Source organism: Amycolatopsis palatopharyngis (assembly GCF_003385185.1).
Classification (GTDB): Bacteria; Actinomycetota; Actinomycetes; order Mycobacteriales; family Pseudonocardiaceae; genus Amycolatopsis; species Amycolatopsis palatopharyngis.
Window position 1 is genome coordinate 1 of record NZ_PQHZ01000082.1, and the last position, 18,179, is coordinate 18,179.

Below are 18,179 nucleotides of genomic sequence, written 5' to 3' on the forward strand. Positions count from 1 at the left end.
CGGCACGATGGATGATGCGTTGGAAGCCAGTGATCAACGCGTTCTCCATCACCTTCGGTGACCGCTGGCCGGTGACCGAGACCTACTAATCGACACCGCCGGAAACACCGTTCGCGTTACGGACCCTTCCGGTGCTTTGGTGGATTGGGGTTCCAGCGCCGAAGGCTTCCTAACAGTCTGTGTAGTGCGGCTGGGTCGGTCGGATCGAGCGGTGTCTCCGTGCTGGGTGCAGTGTCGCGATTTCCTGCCACGTCGAGCGCCGGGTTGTGTACGTCATGGCCGGACGGGGTCGAGTCTAGGATGGCGGTCTCAATCAACGCGTTCCACTCTGGTCCGTAGAAGCGAACGGTGGGTGTGTCGTCCGGCTCTGTGTCCGGGTCGGTGTCGGGGCTTGGCGGGTCCCTTTTGAATGCGTGTCGTCCGCCCAGCCCAAACGCGCTGTCTGTGCCGATTACTGGCTCGCCGTCCGGACCGGTCAGCTGGTGTCGTCCCATTGCAGTTGGGCAACTGCCGATTCGCTTATTGCGTTGCGGCGTGCCGCTGCTGCAAGGCTTGGGATAGTTTGTAACGGCAGGTCGGGCATACCACGGGCGCTGCTGAGGAATGTGGTGCTTCGCGGGGCGGCATGAGGTAGACGGGAAACCTCGCCGTTGTGCAAAGCGCGAGCATCACCGTTCGTGTGGTTTGGCTGACGCTGCTGTCGTCTGGGCCGGGCATCGTGATCGTCTTGCCGTGTCGCGTGATCGGGTAGTGGCGTAACTCGCCGCCGAGCCTGTCCGGACACAAGGTGTCGGCCACAACTTCGTCGAGGGTGGGTGGCATGGCGTTGATCTCCTTCTTCGAGGGGATGCGCTAACGGCTCATTGGCCTCGTTGATTCCCCAGAGCGGAGGCCTCGTTGATGAGGGCGGACATGTGGGCGTCTCCGGACACCTCGGCGGTTATCAATACGGAGTCGAGACGGGGTTTGACGACTGAAGTTGGGCGTTCCAGGCGTCCAGCAGTTCACGCCCTTCGGGCGTGAGGTGAGCAGCAATCCAGCCGTCACGCGGGTCTTGGTTCGCGGTTGATAAGTAGACATAGCCATCTCTGCGCAACATGTGCAGAGCGCTGAACAGCCGGATGGGAAGATCATCCGTTCTGTTGCGCAACGTCCTCGCCGCGCTTGTGGTGCCGATCTCGCCGCGCGACACCTTGCGCAGTGCCCGAAACAGGAACTGATCGAACAACATTCTCGTCGTCGATGCTCGGACTTCGTGACGGCTCTCGTTGCGTGAGGCCAAGGCCCGCCGAGCGGCGCCGACCACAGCGGACCACGGTGGCAGTGAACAACGGTTCTGTGGCGGAACAGCCCATCCGTCGTCGGTCCCGGGGCGTCTGATCGGCATGGCGATATAGTCACCGCGCGGGACCGCGATCGCGCCCGCCGCAACGAGGTCACGGGGTAGCGGTGCCTCGGCTGCGGGCGCCGGTTCGGTGAGCACTACCCATCGTGCGCTGCCCTGTTCAGCGATGACTGGACCGGCGAGCATCATCACGCGGAGTTCGGTCTGCGTGCGCACTGCCAGCGGTTCCGGCAGCCTGACCGCGTCCAGAACTTGCCCGGCTACGAGACCCAGGCAGCGCAGCCTGGCATCGACATGGACCGGCCAGCCCACGCATTCCTCGTACCACGCGCGTGTTGTGGCCAGTTCATGCAGCGATGTCGGCGCGCGAGTGGCTGTGCGAGTGCCTGGTGTTGGCGTGGTCATCGTTGACCTCCAAACGGGTTTCCGCGTGGTTCGCGGCTTGGGGTAAGGCGCCGGTAGAGGACGGTGATTCCCGGTGGTCGAGGCGAGTTCGACACCGAGGTTCGGGGATGCCGCCGGTTTCGGCACCGTGCGTTTCGGGCGGGTACGGCCTCTCGTGGTCAGCGGGGCCAGCGAGGCTGTCAACGGTGATGAGCGCATCCCGCAGCGCGCGACGCAGCTGCCCCACGTGCAGTGGCTGCAGCGCCCAAGGCCCGGGCGACGAGACGGTGAGGCTGACTCCGGTCGAGGTAAGAGTCACCCAAAGGCTGGCGCGGTGCCCTTGCCCGTCCCGGCACGGAATCGTCCACAGGTCGGGGTCCCGTTGCCACCCGAGACGCGCCAGCAGCCGTAGCAACGGAGTTCGCCGCTCGTGCTTCGCCATCAACGGTCACCGCCGAAGGAAGGGCGCCTCGAACTACCTACCGTCGTTGTCGGAAACCCGGTAGGCACGCGCAGGTCGGGTTGCTGTTCCTGGTCACCGAGCGGCCTGAGGGTGCGATCGCGCTCCGAGGCGAGACTGGCGCGGTGTACCCGACGTTGCTCGACTCCTCGACTCAACGTGTACAGCGGTCCGATGACGCAGCCCAAGCCGATGAACAGCAGTAGGCCGCAGGCCAGAACCACTTCTGCAACAGCGGGTGAGCCCATAGTCCGATCTCTCCCTTCCTTTTCAGCGAACTAGTAACGCTCACGCTCCCCGTGACCGCGCTGAATACCAAAACGTAGACCGGTTACCGTAACCTGTCAACAATTTGGATGAGTACCCGAAGTGTCACCTGTATGGTTGCCGTCGCACGGCTGGATTGACTCGGAGAGGAAGTTCGATGGCACCTTCATCGCCCACCGTTGCGAGCTGGGAACTCAGCCTGCGGCTTCGGCAGCGCCGGGAGCAGGTGGGGATGGACGTCAAGACCATCACCGACCGGTTGGTCTTCTCCCGCAACTACTGGTCGGCCGTGGAGAACGACCGCAAGATCCTTTCTGAGGACAAGCTGACGCTCCTGCTCGAGATCCTCGAGTTCGACGACGACGAGCAGCGGGAACTGCTCGACCTTCGTGAATCGGCGAAGCGGCGGGGCTGGTGGGCGCGCTACTCAGCCTTGTTTAGTGAAGACCTGCTCAGGCTCTACGGGTTGGAGCATGGTGCGCAGGGGATCCGAACCTACGAGAGCCTGTTGATCCCCGGGCTGTTGCAGACGGAGGACTATGCTCGCTCGCTCATCGCGTCAGACCTCGCCAACATCAGACAGGTCGAGGTGGATCAGCGAGTCGAAGTCCGGATGCGGCGGCAAGAACGACTTACGGGCGACGACCCGTTGCACCTGACCGCCGTCGTCAGCCAGGCCGCCTTGCTCCAGCAGACCGGCGGTCCGAGCGTGCTTCGCCGTCAACTGCTGCACCTGATCTCGATGATCGAGAGCTGCCCCGACTCAATCCAGGTACGAGTGATCCCGTTTACCGTCACCGCGGGCGGCGTACTCGGGGCCTCGACGTTCCACCTGATCGACTTCGCGAGTCCACGTTTGCCCGCGTTGGCCTGGCAGGAGACGGTCACCGCACAGGGCATCATCGACAACGAGACGCAGGTGCGAGACCTGAGCATGACCCACGCCCAAGCGCTGACGCAGGGACTGAACAGGCAAGACTCACTCGATCTGATCCGGCGGTGCGCCAAGGAGATAGAGTGATCCCATGAGCTTTCCTCCGCCTCGACAATCAGTCCGCAGGGACTGGTTCAAGAGCAGGTCCAGTAGCTCGACGGGATCCTGCGTAGAGGTCAAGTTCGACGGCGACCGAGTGTTGATCCGCGACAGCAAGAACCGGCTTAACTCGGCTAGCAGCCCGGACCTTGAGCCAGTCATCACTGTGACCGCAGCTCAGTGGGCAGTATTCCTCGACGAGTTCACCTTGCGCGTGGCTCCGCAGGCCGGCCGGGCACTCAGCGTCGAAACAACCCCGGGCGGGGGCACCGTGTTGCGAGCGATCGAGGACGGCACGACGCTGACCTACACCGCAGCTGAGTGGCAGAGCTTCTTGGATGGTGTACGTGCAGGCGAGTTCGCTTACCCCGCGGTACTGACGTGATATCTCGCCAGTATCAAGGTTTGTATGCCCGCAGGGCATAAAGCAACGGTATGCGGGGCTCGCTCGGGGGCAGTCGCCACCACCCGCTCTCGTCCTGCTGCATGTGTTCCCACCGTGGCCAGGGCAGTAGTTCTGTTTCACGAAGGCGGTCGATCCGCATCCCGGCTTCAGCGAGTGCCGTTATGACCTCGCCAAGACCGTGTGTCCACTCATACGCGCGCGTCGCTTCCGCCAGCTCCGGTCCGTCCGTATAGGTGGAGGTGCCAGACCGCTCGATGGCGCCACGTCCTCCAAGGTAGTCATGGCGCAGGAGGAGCTCAGGCCCCTCGCCGAGCGCGGGTTTGGGTGAGAGGGACTGGAGTACGGGGTGGAACTCCACCAGGTAGACCAGCCCACCCTTGCGGAGCAAACCAGTGACGACTGATGCCCAGCGTGAGAGGTCTGGCAGGTAGCAAATCGCACCTTTACCCGTGTAGATGACATCGAAACGCTGTCCACCCAGGACGTTGACCGCGTCGTATACGTTGCAGCGCACGTAGTCGATGCTCACGTCTTCGCGCTGCGCGATCCGTCGTGCATGAGTGATCGACTCCCCCGAGAAGTCGACCCCGGTCGTCCTCGCCCCTCGGCGTGCGAAGGCGATCGTCTCGGTTCCGAGGTGGCATTGGAGATGAACGACGTCGCGGTCGCGTAGCTCGCCTAGATCTTTCCATTCGAAGGGGCCGAACCAGCTGTCAGCAGGTCGGCTACCGTCCAGTCCGTAGAAGCGGCTGGCTACATGCACTGGTGTTCGAGCATCCCAGTTGACTTGATTCGCCTGCATCTGCTTCTCAACCGTGCTGTCGAAGTCCACCAGCGCCCCTCCTGTCGCCACATCTGCGGGAGCTCGAACCGCGTCACATCACTCTCAGTGTATGTGACAGCCGTCTTGCGTAACCAACTTGGATGGCGGAAACTGCAGGTAGGAGGAGGGTGACGGGGGTGTCAGAGGCACCGGAATCAGATGGAGAACTGCTGCGTCGACGTCGCAGGGAGTTAGGCCTGAGCCTGCAGCAACTGGCTGACGTGGTGCACTACAACAAGGGATACCTCAGCCGAGTTGAGAACGGGAAACAAGCGATCTCGATCGCGGTGGCCAAAGCATGCGACAAGGCACTCGGGACGGACAACGAGCTGACCGCGCGAGCGACCGTGGCACTCGAGCGTGGCCACCGGGAATCGATGCCACTGGCTCAACTTCCCGCTGCGCCATCAGCCCTCGTGGGGCGTGCCGGCCCACTGACTCGTTTGGCCGAGCTGCTTGACGCACAGCAGCAGTCCGGAGCCATGCCGGTTGTGTGCATTGATGGACCGCCAGGAGTCGGGAAGACCGCGGTGGCCCTGCGATACGCTCATGACATCGGTGCGCAGTACCCCGGCGGTGTGTTGTACGCCAATCTGAACGGCTACGGGGCGGGGGCGGAACCGGCTGGCCCCAGCGAAGTTCTGAACATGTTCTTGCGGTCAATGGGCACCAACCCAGATCACATCCCGGCGGGTTGCGAGGAACGAGCAACAACGTTCCGCTCACTGGTGCACGGCAGGCGCATCCTCGTCGTACTCGACAACGCGGCGAGCTCACGACAAGTGCGGCCCTTGCTGCCCGGATCTGCTGACTGCGCGGTCCTCGTCACCAGTCGACAACGCCTCACCGGTCTACTGCTGTCAGCGGCGCCGGCCACGAGTGTGACTCTCAACCCCTTGGGCCCGGATGATGCGCGAGACCTTCTTCGGAAAGTGATCGGCGCTGAGAGGATCGACGCCGAGCGGCAGGCAGCGGACAACCTGGCCCGCCGATGCGCCTACCTGCCGCTCGCGTTGCGGATTGCCAGCGTCAAAATTGCCGCGCATCCTCACGACAGCCTCGCTGATCTCGCCGACGGCCTGTCCGCAGAAAACGAGCGGTTGGACTTCCTGTCTGCGGGTGACGAGGACACCCTTACGGTTCGTGGCGTTTTCTCGTGGTCGTACCAGGCTTTGCCGCCACAGGTTGCCCGCCAGTTCCGACTACTGGGTCTGCATCCAGGCGCGACGTTCGGCGTTGGGGCTGCGGCGGCCCTGGCTGACGTGCCCGGCCCGGTCGCCCAACGGATGCTGGACATGTTGACCGAGGCGCACCTGATCGAGGAGACCGGCCGAGATCGGTATCAGTTGCACGATCTGTTGCGGGTGTATGCCGCTGAACAGGCACGGGCGGAGTCGCACGACGAGTGTTCGAACGCAATACGACGCGAGATTGACTGGTACCTCGCCAGCAGTGATGCTGCAGTGCGTGCTCTGACCCCGCATCGGCCACACTTTGACTTGCCAGCCCCGATGTCTGGAGTGCGAGTGGCCGGGTTTGGTCCGGACGAATACGACCGCGCACTGCGGTGGTGCGATCTGGAACTTCCGACCATGGTCGGGCTCACTCGGCTGGCAGAAGAGGAACAGCTCTTCGAGCAGGCATGGCAGCTGCCGGTGACCTGGCTCGACTACTTCTTTCTACGGCGGCCGTGGGATGAGTGGATCAGGACGCATGCGATAGGAGTGGTAGCGGCGAAGCAAGCAGGGAGTGCCTTCGGCCACGGCTGGGCGTTGACCAATCTTGCGGAGGCTTACCGTCGCCGCGGTGATCTCGAAACTGCGGAGCGGCAGTTTCAGCAGGCGTTGAAGGTTTGCCCAGGCCGAACCGGTCGTGGCTGGGTCTTGGCCGGATTGGCGTTCACTCGTTTCGACCGCGGAGAGTATCGGAGCGCTGTCAGGTACCTGGAGCAGATGGTCGAGGTGTTCGAGTCGATCGACGGTGCGTTCGGCGTCGCTACCGCCCTGGCCAACCTTGGTGACGCCTACCGAGAACTCGGTGAACTCGATCGGGCTTGGTCGTGCGGGAAGCGTGCCTACGAACTGTACGTCTCGATCGATGACCGGCCCGGCCAGGGATACGCACTGTCGCGCATGGCGAGGACCGCTCACCAGCGAGGCGAACACGACCAGGCGCTGTCCTGCTGCGAGCAGGCGCTCCTGGTGAACCGGGAGGTTGGCGACCGCTGGGAGGAAGCCGATGTACTCGAGGTTCAGGGCACTATCCTGCGCGAGATTGGTAACGAGCGCGCAGGCATCCACTCCCTGTCGGAAGCGCTCTCCCTTTTCGAGGTTGCTGACGAGCGACGCGCGCTGCGGCTGAGGCAACAGTTGGATGGTGAGTGTCGCACCGATTCCGTCGCGTATATCGATCTGTGCTAAAAGACCACCGGCAACGAGTACAGTCCGCGCATGATGGGGCTGGGCCACCAGCGTAATTGCTCGGTAGGTACTGCGAGAGCGAGTTCGGAGAATCGGCGGAAGACGGTGCCGACCGCGACCTGTCCTTCGAGGCGGGCAAGGGCCGCCCCGATGCATACGTGGGGACCAGCGCCGAACGCGATGTGCCGCGCGCTTCGCATGAGGTTGAACGTGTCGGGATCCGCGAAGTGCGCGGGGTCCCGGTTCGCGGCCAGCAGACTGACCAGAATCGGGTCGCCCGGTTGTATCAGCTGGCCGCCGATGGTGACTGGTTCCAGCGGAAATCGCCAGGTGGCGTTTTGAGTAGGACTGTCGATTCGCAGTGATTCCTCGACGACCTGCGACACCATGTTCGGATCGACGCGGGCACCGTCCGCCTGCTCAGGGTGCATCAGCAACGCCAGCGTGGCGTTGCCGATCAGCGCCACGGTGGTTTCGTGGCCACCCACCAGGAGAAGGAAGGCCATGCTGGTGAGCTCGTCATTGGTGAGGAGACCTGCACGCTGTTGCCTGAGCAAGTCGCTGATCAGGTCTTCGCCAGGCGATCGCCGTTTGTAGTCCACTACACCGGTTAGGAAGTTATCGATCTCGTCTGTCACGTCGAGCAGGTCCGCGACGGACGAGTCTTGATCGGACGAGTCGAGCACGGCAACCCATCGCTGGAGGGGCTCCCGTTCACTCTCTGGTATTCCGAGCAGGTCACTGATCATGCAGATCGGCAACGGGAAGGCAAGGTCACGCACCAGGTCCGCCTGCGCTCTCGGCTCAATTTGATCGAGCAGATCATCAGTAACAGCTTGCGCTCGACGTCGCAGTCGCTCCATTCGTCTCGGAGCAAAAGCTCCAGCGACCAACTTGCGCAAGCGGGAGTGTTTCTCGCCGTCTGCATTGATCATGTGACTGCCGAGCGAGGGCCTGTGGTCCAGCGGCAATCCCATGCCGGACTGACGCCACGCGGCATTCCCCTTAGCCGGACTCTTTGCTAGCCGAGAGTCCGTCAGAGCCGGTAACGCGTCCTCGTAGCGGGTGATCAGCCAGTAGTAGGCGCCTCCGGGCAGCGGCAGCCGGTGTACCGGCGAGTGTTCGCGGAGGTACGCATAGGCAGGAGATGGATTCCGATCGAACTGCGGACCAGTCAACTCTGGTGTTTCAGACGTACCCGCGCCGCTATCCGTCATGCCGTACGACAGTACAAGCCTTTCAAGCGATCCGCAGCTGCTGATATGGCTACAAAGAGTCACAATCTTCAATCCCGCTGTCCCTGCTTGGGGTATTGAGATGCATTCACCTTCGGTCTGATGTGACGACCTGTAGTTCCTGCACCTGCAGTCCAGGGTTGCCAGATCGCTTGGCAACCCGCAACCCCTGTCGATGGCTCTAGTGGAGCGCAATAGTTGCGTTTGAACCGATGCCATCTACCGGCAACGCAACAGGACACGGGTCGGCTCCGCTGGTTGGTGAACGTCGGCCTACGCCAGGACAGCACGAGGGGAACCGCTATGACTGCCGCCTTAACGCTTTCCATCGAAATGCTCGGGAAATGTGCTCGCGGTATTCGCGGTTCAGAACCCGGAATTGTCGGTACGTACTCCTCGGCGCCGTTCGAGGGCTCGCAGTTCCGCGTCCTGTCAGTAGAAGCCCGCCCTGGCATCGTCTGGGGCATCGCAGGTGTGGCGGGCGCTCCGCGCCCAACGTGCGCCCGCCACACCGACTGGTCGCAAGGTGGGAATAACGTCATGACGCGCCTTCTGGTGGACGTATTCGATCCACAAACCATCTCGCTTCGGCAGACCGTGCCGCGCCGACTGTGGCCATCATGCACCGAGGGTGACGATGGTGACGAAAGCGCTGAATATCAGGTATGGCCCGAGCGGAATCGCTTCCAAGCGGTTGGCTCTGTGGCGGAGGCGGTCGAGCAGCACTGTCAGCGACGCGGTGACGTAGGCCAACAGCAGCATTCCGATAACAGCGGGCCATCCAGTCCAGCCGGTCGCAATCCCGAGTACGGCCGAGAGCTTGACGTCGCCAGCACCCAATCCGCCGAGCAGCAGGGCCAGCACAAGGTGGAAGCCGGCGAGCGCCGCCATCGCAAGCACCGCCCGCAGCAAGCTCGCGCCATCCGCCTGCGCCACCGCAAGCACGGCGAAGAGCGCCAGCAATGTGATCCCCAACGGCAGCACCAGCGCAGAGGAAAGGCGCTGCTCAATGATATCGGTGATCGCCAGTGGCACGGACACGACGGCCAGTACCCCGTACGGGACGAGCTCCCATCGATGGCCGAATCCGGCCGCGAGGGCTGCGAACAGCACACCGGTAATAGCCAGGGCGACCAAAGGCGACCGCGCCCATCCGGCTGCGCTCACCGGCAGCTGGCGCCGAGTCACAGGACTGACCGCGGCCCCGAACGCCGCTCCCAGACCGCCGTACGCGACGACCCACCAGACACTCAACCTGCCACCGTCGTGGCTCGACCAAGTTCACAGCTCGCCGGTGAACCCGCGCGGCGCACCTCGCAAATCTCCATATCGCCATCGTGGGTTGCGCGTCGAATCCGCGCACCCGTCGTCATCCGAATGAGTGGAGCACAATCCAACCGGGCTCGCGCCACGCTCTTCGTTCCCCACGTCCGACAGCAGAATTCGCCGATCACCCTGGCTCTCGGGAGGTTCATCATGGCAGCGCCCGCTCAACGACACATTGCTCATAGCATCATGGCGGCCGCGGCCTCCGCGCTGATCCTCGTCGCGTGTAGTACGACGACACCAGAAACATCCACGACACCGGGCACGATCTCGGCCAACCCGCCTGCCGTATCGCCGTCGCTCGCATCAGGAGAACGCGCGAAGAAACAGGCGACAGCGGCGTATATCGGGATGTGGCGCGACTTCGTCGAAGCAGCGGCTACCGCGGACTGGCAGTCGCAGGGGTTGGCACAACATGCCACCGGCATCGCCTTGACGAACCTCTCACGGGCGCTCTACGCCGATCACCGCAACGGCCTGGTCACCAAAGGCGAGCCCGCGCATGACACTCAAGTGTCTTCTGTGGACCCAGTCACGAGTCCGACCAGAGTGGTTATAGCCGACTGCAGCGACTCAACCAGTTCGCTGAAGTACCGCGTCGACAACGGCCAACTCGCCAACGACGCCCCCGGAGGGCGTCGGCAAATCAATGCCATCGTCGAGAAGCAGTCCGATGGATCATGGAAGGTGTCAGACTTCGGTGTGCACGAGGTGGGGTCATGCTAGCCAGTAAGCGAGCCGTCGTGATCGCAACCGTCAGCACCGTCGGCCTGCTGGGCGGGAGTCTGCCTGCCTTTGCCGACGACATCTACGGCAACGTCAACTGTGCCCAGACGCCGTCCCCCGCGTGCGAACTGTCCGCCGGCACGGGCGGCACTGGCAGCATTTTAGAAGGCGAAGCGGGAAACGACGGCACCAATCCTGAACATCTCGACCCACCCGCTGGTGGCAACAACCACAACGGCAACAGCGGCGACTCGATCATCGGGGGCGAGTCGAATCTGGCGAGTTGCTCGTATGTGCCCAGCGACTACCAGCCTCCGTCTGGAGGGACTATTCCGGCGGGTTACACCGCGCCGCCTGAACACGACAACGCTGTGACGCTACCGGTGATGTTCGTGAATTCCTCCATGCGCCTCACCACGTTCGCGTCTGTTGCACAGGAACAGACAGGTTCCTGGTACATCTGGAAATGCACCAGCGAGGGTGTGGCAGACGCACTGTATAGGCCACCTGTATGGATGCCGGATGGCGAGGAACCCGGGGCGGGAACACTGCCTTCGCCCGCTGAGCTAGCGCAGGTGGCACGCGAACAGCTGCAATTGCCGACGCCAACGATCTCGACGAGCCCGAGCGGGGACCAGTTGGTGAATCTGCCGACCTGGCTATGGCTGTCGAACGGTTGGGATCCGACGTCGGCCACAGCCTCGGTGCCAGGCGTGTCGGTGACAGCCACCGCGACACGGAACTCGGTGACCTGGTCGATGGGTGACGGCTCCACGGTGACCTGCACGGGCGCGGGAACCCCGCACAAGGGCGGCATAGACCCGAAGGCGTCCTCGCCGGACTGCGGCCACGTCTATCGCAGCTCGTCGGCGAGTGAGCCCGGACAGACTTTCGCCGTGACGGCGACCGTGCACTGGACGGTCACGTGGTCGGGCGCCGGTCAGAGCGGAACCTTCCCCGACATGACCACGACCGGCAACGCGAGCCTCCGCGTGGCGGAGTCACAAGCACTGAACAACAGCGGCGGCTGACCAGCCAGTCCATTTCAATAGCCCCGGCTTCCGACATCGACACCAACCGTTCCGCTCGCTGATTACTCGTTGGCGACGCGGCGCACTACCCCCATGCCTTTTGGAGGTACCGGCGTGAACACCAATACCACGACCCGACCGGGCACCGACCGGCCCACGAGCACGGCCGATGGCCCCTGGATCAGCGACGGCAAGAAGCCGCCAGCATCCCGGCTGCAACCCCCAGGGCGACGCCGCACCATTCCGTACCTGCTGCTCGGAGTCCTACTTGTGCTGGCTTGCGTCGGTGGGTTCTTGCTGATCTCACTCGGCTCGGGGGACCGGCAGGCTGTTCTCGCGCTGGCCCGGGACATGTCTGTGGGGCAAGTACTGACCACGCAGGACCTGCGGCAGGTCAACGTCGCGGTTGACCCCGGTGTCGCCGTGGTTGGTGCCGAACAAGCAGCCACGTTGGTCGGCAGGCCGATGGCCACGAACCTGTCTACCGGTGCACTGCTCACCCCGAACTCAATCGGTGGAGCCACCGTCCCCACGGACAGGCACGCGATCGCCGCGCTCGCGCTCAAGGCCGGGCAGCTTCCGCCCGAGGTCGCCCCGGGGACGACGGTGTCCGTGGTGTTCGTGCCCGGACAAGCGGCCACTGAGAGCAGCTTTCCCGCTGACGACGGCACGGAGTGGCCTGGCGTGATCACCAGCGTGGCACCAGCACTGAATGAACAGACTGTGGTCTCAGTGCAACTGGCCGAGGCCGCAGCCCGCCAGGTCGCCGCGGTGCCCGCTGGCCAGTTGTCGATCGTGATGCTCTCTGCGGGAGGTCACTGATGTTGGTCTCAGTCCTGTCCTTGAAAGGCTCGCCAGGCGCGACCACGTTCGCCGTGGCGCTGGCGGCGCGCTGGCCGGTCCCCGCTCGGGTGCTGGTGGTCGAGGCCGACCCGTCGGGTGGAGACATCGGCTTGCGGTTCTCCCTGCCCTCAGCGCCCGGTTTGGTGAGCCTGGCCGCCGCAGCGCGCCGCAGCAGCGACGCCGACCTGGTGTGGCCGCACACTCTGCAGCTTCCCGGCGGGCTGTCAGTGATCACCGCCCCGCCGGACGCCGAGCAGGCCAGCGCGGCGTTGTTCGCGCTGGCACCGGACCCCATCAACGGGCTCGCCGCCCTGCGGACAGCCGCAAACCAACCTGGCACCGTGGTGATCGCCGACTGCGGGCGCATTGACCCTGGGTCGCCCGCACTCTCGATCGTGCGCTCCTCGGACGTGGTGGTCCTGCTGTCCCGTGCGCACTCCGACGACCTCGCGCATCTGCCGCGTCGGCTGCCTGCAGTCGGCCGCTGGAGCCCGAACCCCGTGCTGCTGTTGGTCGGAGACGGCTACTCCACCGCCGAGGTTGCCCGCGAACTCGGCGTGCCCCCGATGGGACGGGTGCCAGATGACCCGATCGGCGCGGCCGTGCTGTGTGGGCGGCCGAACAAGCTGCGCTGGGGGCGCACGGGCCCAGCGCAGTCCGCGTTGGGTCGCTTCGCCCACAAAGTCGCTATCCAGCTTGCCACCCGCGATCGACCATCTGCGGCTACAGCACACCAAAGCGCCCCAGTTTCGCCACCACCACCGTCGCCGGTGCTGCGCGCGGTTCCCGGTGTCCCGCCTGATGCGGTCTCGCCCAATGGCGTCCGGCTCGCTCCAGAAGGTCCCGGCCGAAACGACCAGCAGCAAGGAGGGCAGGCTTCATGACGTACCCGGCCGATGTTTACCCGTCGCCTGTCCCGCTGCGCCCTTCCCGACAGCCGGGATGGGATGTTGACGATGACGCGCCTGTTTTGACCCGGCTGCGACGGCACCTGCGGGAGCGGCTGAATGCCGAGCTGCCCCAGCGTGTGGCAGAGCAGCAGTACAGCACCGGGACGACTGCGACGCGGGAGGCCCGCCGCGAGCTGGCAGGGGCCATCCTCGAAGACGCGCTGCGCGTGCACACCGAAACCGAACTTGCCGCTGGACGGCAGCTACTGAGTCGTGAAGCCGAGCAAAAGGTCGTCGCCGAGGTCGTCAACGAACTGTTCGGCATGGCCGGGCTCCAACCGCTGTTGGAAAACCCGAGCGTGGAGACGATCAACGCCAATCGCTACAACCAGGTTTTCGTCCAGTACAACGACGGCAGCCGCACCCAGGTCGGCCCGATCGCCGAGTCCAATGAGGAATTGACGGATCTGGTCCGCTTGCTCGCAGCACGCGCCAGCAGCCAGGAGCGCCGGTTCGACCACGGTTCCCCGGCGGTCAACCTCCAGCTTCCCGGAGGCGAGCGGCTGTTCGCCGTGATGGGTGTAACTGCCGGTGGGGTGACTGCGTTGTCGATCCGCCGCCACAGCTATCTGACCGTCACTCTGTCCGAGTTGCGGCACCGCGGCACTCTCGATCCCGGTCTGGAGCAGTTCCTGCGGGCGCTGGTCCAGGCACGCAAGAACGTGCTGATCACGGGCGGTACCGGCGCGGGCAAGACCACTTTATTGCGGGCACTGGCCAGCGAGATGGACCCGCTGGAACGGATCGTCACCATCGAAGATGCCTTCGAACTCGGACTGGACCACGACCCGGACATCCACGCCGACGTGACCGCCTTCCAGGCGCGCGAACCCAACGTCGAGCAGGAAGGTGCCGTTAGCCAGGCTGAACTGGTCCGCTGGGGGCTGCGAATGAGCCCTGACCGGGTCATCGTTGGCGAAATCCGTGGCCCCGAGGTCATCCCGATGTGCAACGCGATGTCCCAGGGCAACGACGGGTCGATGGCTACCCTCCACGCCTCCAGCTCCCGCATCGCCTTCACTCGACTTGCATCCTACGCCGCCCAAGGCATCGAGCGGCTGCCGCTGGAGGCCACCAACCTGCTCGTCGCCTCGGCCGTGCATTTCGTGGTGCATTTGGCCCGGGCCGAGGACCGCCGCACCCGCGTTGTCTCCTCGATCCGAGAGGTCGTCGATGCCGATGGCCCCCAGGTCATCTCCAACGAGATCTACCGCCCCGGCCCCGATCGCCGCGCCCGCCCTGTCGCGGGTGCCCTACGCGGCGACACCCTCGACGACCTCACCGACATCGGCCTCGACCCCGGTGTGCTGGAGAACCCCGAGGGCTGGTGGACGCCGTGAACATCCCCCTCAGTCCCACCATCGCCACGGCGGTGCTTGCCGGCCTCGGCGCCGGGCTCGGCTTCCTGCTAGTCATCCTCGGCTGGCACGGCACAGACTCACAACAGCCTCATCGCAACCGAATGCGCGTGGGCAGCCACCCGGACCAGCGCCGCACGCCGCGGCTTGTGCTCGCCGTAGTTGTCGGCCTGGCGATCGGCCTGCTGACCGGCTGGGTAGTCGCCGTTCTCCTGGCGGCGCTCGCCTGTTGGACGCTGCCGCACGTGCTTGGCCGCGACCGCGAACACGTTCGCCGGGTCGCTCGGATCGAGGCCATCGCTACCTGGACGGAAATGCTGCGCGACACTCTCTCGGCCGCAGCCGGGATGGAGCAGGCCATTCTCGCCACCGCACCGCTGGCGCCGCCGTCGATCCGCGACGAGATTGGCGAGCTCGTCACCGAGATCGAAAACGGTGAGCGCCTCACGCCCGCGCTGCGCAGGCTCGGTGGGCGCCTTGATGACCCGGTTGGCGACCTGGTTATTGCCGCCTTGTTGCTGGCCGCCGAACAGCAGACCCGCCAGCTGGCCGACCTGCTCGGCTCGTTGGCCGCCGCCGCCCGGGGACAAGCCTCGATGCGGATGCGCGTGGAGGCCGGACGAGCCAGCACGAGAACTTCAGTGCGCGTCATCGTCGGCACCACCCTGGCCTTTGCCGCCGCCGTGGTGCTGCTCAACCGCGACTACATGGTCGCCTACGACAGCGCGACAGGACAGTTCGTCCTGTTGGTTATCGGAGGCCTATTTGCCCTCGGGTTCGCATGGCTGGCGCGCATTACCCGCGTTGCCCAACCTGACCGCTTCCTGTCAACCACCGAAAAGTCAACCAGCGGCTCCGATCGCGCCATGCTCGTCGCCGAAAGGCAGGTGTAACCAATCGTGATCACCTTCATCGCGCTGGGGGCTGGTCTCGGCGTCGGGCTGTGGGCGCTGGCCGTCTACCTGTTTCCACCCCGTCCCGCCCTCGGCGCCGTCCTGATCCGCGCCACCGCACCACCGGGCCCTGCACCGATTCTGGCCACTGACGACACCGGCTGGGTCGTCCGGCTTGGCCGCCCCGCCGTCTCGCCGCTGCGAGCGCTGGGTCTTCCCGGTCCACGCCTGGCGCGCGAGCTGGCGGTCATCGGCCGCTCGACACCGGCTCACCTGGCGGAGAAGGCCGCGCTGGCAGTTGCCGGTCTGGTGTTGCCAGTGCTGCTGGGCCTGATCCTCACCATGGCCGGGATCGGTCCCGGCTTCGGATTCCCGATCATCGCCGGGCTCGTGCTCGCCACGGCCGGATTCATCTTGCCGGACCTGCAAGCCCGCACGAAGGCCGCGAAGCTTCGGGTCGGATTCCGCCACGCACTGTCGGCCTACCTGGACCTGGTGTGGATCACCCTGGCCGGTGGCGCCGGGGTCGACAGCGCCCTCGGTGACTCGGTGAAAATCGGTCGCGGATGGGCGTTCAATCAGATCCGTCGCGCTCTGGACACCGCACGCCTGACCCGCACCACCCCCTGGGCGACGCTGCGCCAGCTCGGCGAGGAGCTCGACGTGAGCGAACTGGCCGAACTCTCCGCCTCGGTCAGCCTGGCCGGCACGGAGGGGGCCAAGGTTCGCGCCTCACTGGCCGCGAAGGCGCAGGCACTACGCACCCACCACCTCACCGAAGCCGAGGGCGAGGCCCAGGCCGCCACCGAACGTATGAGCTTGCCAGTGATGGCGTTGTTCCTTGGGTTCCTCGCCTTCATCGCTTATCCCGCACTGACTCAAGTCCTCAATGGACTGTGATGCGGGGCAGTAGCAGAACGCCAATTAGAGAAGAGAACAAGATGCTTTCGCACGTAGAGACATTGTGGACCGTAGCTCATGCGCGCTGGGAAGCGTTGCGCGAACGGCCCGATGCCGGGTACTCGACCGAGACTGTCCTGGTGACCGCGTTGCTCGTCGTCGCCGCACTGGCGGTGATCGCGATCATCGCCAGCAAGGTCACCGAAAAGGCCAACGGCATAACCATGTGATCGCGATGAATCCCAACAAGGAGCGACGTTCGGCCTTGCGGCGCGACGCCTGGTCCGAGCGAGTCGGGCGGGCGCTGCGCGGCGACCAGGGCTCAATCAGCACCGAGCTGGTGATCGCCACCCCACTGCTGTTGCTGATGCTGCTGGCCATCATGCAGTTCGCCTTGTGGTCGCACGCAACCCACATCGCCCAGGCCGCCGCCTCGCAGGGCTTGGCCGTCGTGCGAGTACAAGACGGCACCGCCCTGGCGGGCACGGCCAGCGCTCAGCAGGTTCTTGACCAACTCGCGGGTGGCCCGCTGACCGGCACCGCTGTCGCCACCGATCGGGGCGCCACCTCAGCCTCGGTGCGGATCTCTGGAACGGCAACACCGGTGATCCCGTTCTTGAGCCTTCCAGTGTACGCCGAGGCCGCCGGGCCCGTCGAACGCTTCATTCCCGACCTCACGAGCGGGTGATCACGATGACAACACGCTCAACGACACCGACGACCTCCCGGAGGCGCTGCTGGCACTTGTGGTGGCGTGCCGACGAGGGCTCCGTGGCCGTCGAAGTCACCATCGTCGCCCCGTTTCTGATCATGCTCCTGGTGTTCGTCGGCGTGGTCATCCACCGGGGAGTCGATGCCCGCATTCGTATCGACGACGCCGCTCACCAAGCTGCCCGCGCCGCGAGCATCGAACGCACCCCAGCCGCCGCGACCTCGGCCGCCCAAGCCACTGCAGTAAACACACTTTCCTCGGCCGGGTTGGCCTGCCGATCCCTGTCCGTCATGACCTCGACAGGCGGACTGCGACCAGGCGGCATGGTGACCGTCACCGTGTCCTGCGATGTCGACTTCGGAGATGCACTCATCCTCGGCGTTCCCGGCGACAAGACACTGTCCGCTACCTCGGTTGAACCGATAGACGTGTGGCGCTCGGGCACGACGACCACCGCCGGGAGGAGTTCATGAGCCGGCGGGGACGGCACGCTTCGTCGCCCGAGCGTGCTCGGCGGTGGCGGTGCTGGCGAGCGAAGCGGAGCGGCTGGTGGCGAGCTGACGAGGGCCGGGTGACCGCGTTCGTGCTCGTGCTCACGGTTGGGGTTCTCGTTCTGGCCGGGCTGACTCTGGATGGCGGTTTAGCGCTGGCGGCCAAGGTCAAGGCCAACGGCCAGGCTGAGGCTGCCGCACGTGCTGGCGCCCAGGCCATCGATCTCAACGCTTACCGCATCAGCGGCACCCTGCGGCTGACGCCCAGCCAAGCTGTCGCCAACGCTCACAGCTACCTCGGCGCCGTGGGCGTCTCCGGAACCGTGACCGTCTCCGATGACACCGTGACCGTGACGGTTACCTCGGCCCAGGAAACGCAACTTCTGGGCCTGGTCGGGATCTCCAGCCTCTCAGTGCACGGCGACGGCAGCGCCCATGCGCAGCGCGGAGTCACCGACGTTTCCCTGGGGTTCGCGAATTCTGAAGTGGACAGTGATGGGAACTCAAGTGGTGGGGGCCGGTAATGAGGGTACTGGGATGCTTGGGTTCACGAACCGATGGCGGAAGCGTTGGTCG

Annotated in this window: 18 protein-coding genes and 1 pseudogene; 15 read left to right on the plus strand and 4 right to left on the minus strand. The window is 64.9% G+C overall.

Translation table 11 applies throughout. The annotated features are described in order from the left end of the window. Positions 1-943: 943 nt before the first annotated feature. Positions 944-1,750 carry a hypothetical protein gene (locus D0C15_RS32175; protein ID WP_162830341.1) on the minus strand — a complete coding sequence of 269 codons (807 nt, stop codon included), beginning with the start codon at positions 1,748-1,750 and terminating at the stop codon, positions 944-946. 863 nt (positions 1,751-2,613) lie between these two features. Between D0C15_RS32175 and D0C15_RS32185 the strand changes: the two genes are divergently transcribed. Together D0C15_RS32185 and D0C15_RS35550 are read left to right on the plus strand one after the other, a co-directional pair. Next, positions 2,614-3,477 (plus strand): helix-turn-helix domain-containing protein, encoded by an 864-nt coding sequence (locus D0C15_RS32185; protein ID WP_116051832.1) that lies wholly within the window; start codon positions 2,614-2,616, stop codon positions 3,475-3,477. A 4-nt stretch (positions 3,478-3,481) separates the two neighbouring features. Continuing rightward, the gene (locus tag D0C15_RS35550; RefSeq protein WP_116051833.1) at positions 3,482-3,874 is read left to right on the plus strand and encodes a DUF397 domain-containing protein; all 393 of its coding nucleotides are present in this window, start codon (positions 3,482-3,484) and stop codon (positions 3,872-3,874) included. Positions 3,875-3,887: 13 nt separating this feature from the next. Here the strand turns inward: D0C15_RS35550 and D0C15_RS32195 are convergent, their stop codons facing one another. Beyond that, positions 3,888-4,727, minus strand: a complete 840-nt coding sequence (locus D0C15_RS32195) for a class I SAM-dependent methyltransferase (RefSeq protein WP_245976470.1) — start codon at positions 4,725-4,727, stop codon at positions 3,888-3,890. Positions 4,728-4,819: 92 nt separating this feature from the next. Here D0C15_RS32195 and D0C15_RS35845 point away from each other — a divergent pair. Beyond that, positions 4,820-5,047, plus strand: a pseudogene (locus tag D0C15_RS35845) (helix-turn-helix domain-containing protein); the annotation flags it as partial. Positions 5,048-5,161: 114 nt separating this feature from the next. Further along, complete coding sequence (locus D0C15_RS32200; protein ID WP_245976473.1) at positions 5,162-7,138, plus strand: ATP-binding protein; 1,977 nt, start codon at positions 5,162-5,164, stop codon at positions 7,136-7,138. Here D0C15_RS32200 and D0C15_RS32205 read toward each other — a convergent pair. Beyond that, positions 7,135-8,355: a cytochrome P450 family protein gene (locus tag D0C15_RS32205; protein WP_245976475.1), complete on the minus strand. Its 1,221-nt coding sequence runs from the start codon at positions 8,353-8,355 to the stop codon at positions 7,135-7,137. The genes D0C15_RS32200 and D0C15_RS32205 overlap by 4 nt on opposite strands. Before the next feature lie 636 nt (positions 8,356-8,991). Continuing rightward, entirely contained in the window at positions 8,992-9,486 is a 495-nt protein-coding gene (locus D0C15_RS32210; RefSeq protein ID WP_162830343.1) for a prepilin peptidase, read from the minus strand. A gap of 363 nt (positions 9,487-9,849) precedes the next feature. Between D0C15_RS32210 and D0C15_RS32215 the strand changes: the two genes are divergently transcribed. From D0C15_RS32215 to D0C15_RS32265, 11 genes are all read left to right on the plus strand, one after another. Further along, positions 9,850-10,425, plus strand: coding sequence for a hypothetical protein (locus tag D0C15_RS32215; protein WP_245976477.1), 576 nt, complete (start codon positions 9,850-9,852; stop codon positions 10,423-10,425). Beyond that, positions 10,419-11,456: a hypothetical protein gene (locus D0C15_RS32220; RefSeq protein ID WP_116051838.1), complete on the plus strand. Its 1,038-nt coding sequence runs from the start codon at positions 10,419-10,421 to the stop codon at positions 11,454-11,456. The genes D0C15_RS32215 and D0C15_RS32220 overlap by 7 nt, the downstream gene beginning before the upstream one ends. 114 nt (positions 11,457-11,570) lie before the next feature. Next, positions 11,571-12,278 (plus strand): SAF domain-containing protein, encoded by a 708-nt coding sequence (locus tag D0C15_RS32225; RefSeq protein ID WP_116051839.1) that lies wholly within the window; start codon positions 11,571-11,573, stop codon positions 12,276-12,278. Further along, a complete protein-coding gene (locus tag D0C15_RS32230) occupies positions 12,278-13,183 on the plus strand; it encodes a CpaE-like family protein (protein ID WP_116051840.1) in 906 nt (301 codons plus the stop codon). The genes D0C15_RS32225 and D0C15_RS32230 overlap by 1 nt, the downstream gene beginning before the upstream one ends. Then, entirely contained in the window at positions 13,180-14,589 is a 1,410-nt protein-coding gene (locus D0C15_RS32235) for a TadA family conjugal transfer-associated ATPase (protein ID WP_116051841.1), read from the plus strand. Before D0C15_RS32230 ends, D0C15_RS32235 begins: the two co-directional genes overlap by 4 nt. Then, on the plus strand, positions 14,577-15,500 hold the full coding sequence (locus tag D0C15_RS32240) for a type II secretion system F family protein (RefSeq protein ID WP_116051842.1): 924 nt from the start codon (positions 14,577-14,579) through the stop codon (positions 15,498-15,500). Before D0C15_RS32235 ends, D0C15_RS32240 begins: the two co-directional genes overlap by 13 nt. Positions 15,501-15,506: 6 nt before the next feature. After that, positions 15,507-16,400, plus strand: coding sequence for a type II secretion system F family protein (locus tag D0C15_RS32245; RefSeq protein ID WP_116051843.1), 894 nt, complete (start codon positions 15,507-15,509; stop codon positions 16,398-16,400). 41 nt (positions 16,401-16,441) lie between these two features. Continuing rightward, on the plus strand, positions 16,442-16,630 hold the full coding sequence (locus D0C15_RS32250; protein ID WP_116051844.1) for a hypothetical protein: 189 nt from the start codon (positions 16,442-16,444) through the stop codon (positions 16,628-16,630). Positions 16,631-16,635: 5 nt separating this feature from the next. After that, positions 16,636-17,088, plus strand: a complete 453-nt coding sequence (locus tag D0C15_RS32255; RefSeq protein WP_116051847.1) for a TadE/TadG family type IV pilus assembly protein — start codon at positions 16,636-16,638, stop codon at positions 17,086-17,088. 83 nt (positions 17,089-17,171) lie between these two features. Beyond that, positions 17,172-17,585 carry a TadE/TadG family type IV pilus assembly protein gene (locus tag D0C15_RS32260; protein ID WP_245976481.1) on the plus strand — a complete coding sequence of 138 codons (414 nt, stop codon included), beginning with the start codon at positions 17,172-17,174 and terminating at the stop codon, positions 17,583-17,585. Between the two features lie 98 nt (positions 17,586-17,683). Beyond that, positions 17,684-18,127, plus strand: coding sequence for a hypothetical protein (locus D0C15_RS32265; RefSeq protein ID WP_116051845.1), 444 nt, complete (start codon positions 17,684-17,686; stop codon positions 18,125-18,127). The last annotated feature ends 52 nt before the right edge of the window (positions 18,128-18,179 follow it).

Coding starts and splice junctions, on each gene's coding strand:
- D0C15_RS32250 (WP_116051844.1), top strand. CDS start 16,442: ATGCTTTCGCACGTAGAGACATTGTGGACCGTAGCTCATGCGCGCTGG.
- D0C15_RS32255 (WP_116051847.1), top strand. CDS start 16,636: ATGAATCCCAACAAGGAGCGACGTTCGGCCTTGCGGCGCGACGCCTGG.
- D0C15_RS32185 (WP_116051832.1), top strand. CDS start 2,614: ATGGCACCTTCATCGCCCACCGTTGCGAGCTGGGAACTCAGCCTGCGG.
- D0C15_RS35550 (WP_116051833.1), top strand. CDS start 3,482: ATGAGCTTTCCTCCGCCTCGACAATCAGTCCGCAGGGACTGGTTCAAG.
- D0C15_RS32175 (WP_162830341.1), bottom strand. CDS start 1,750: ATGACCACGCCAACACCAGGCACTCGCACAGCCACTCGCGCGCCGACA.
- D0C15_RS32215 (WP_245976477.1), top strand. CDS start 9,850: ATGGCAGCGCCCGCTCAACGACACATTGCTCATAGCATCATGGCGGCC.
- D0C15_RS32230 (WP_116051840.1), top strand. CDS start 12,278: ATGTTGGTCTCAGTCCTGTCCTTGAAAGGCTCGCCAGGCGCGACCACG.
- D0C15_RS32205 (WP_245976475.1), bottom strand. CDS start 8,355: ATGACGGATAGCGGCGCGGGTACGTCTGAAACACCAGAGTTGACTGGT.
- D0C15_RS32235 (WP_116051841.1), top strand. CDS start 13,180: ATGACGTACCCGGCCGATGTTTACCCGTCGCCTGTCCCGCTGCGCCCT.
- D0C15_RS32220 (WP_116051838.1), top strand. CDS start 10,419: ATGCTAGCCAGTAAGCGAGCCGTCGTGATCGCAACCGTCAGCACCGTC.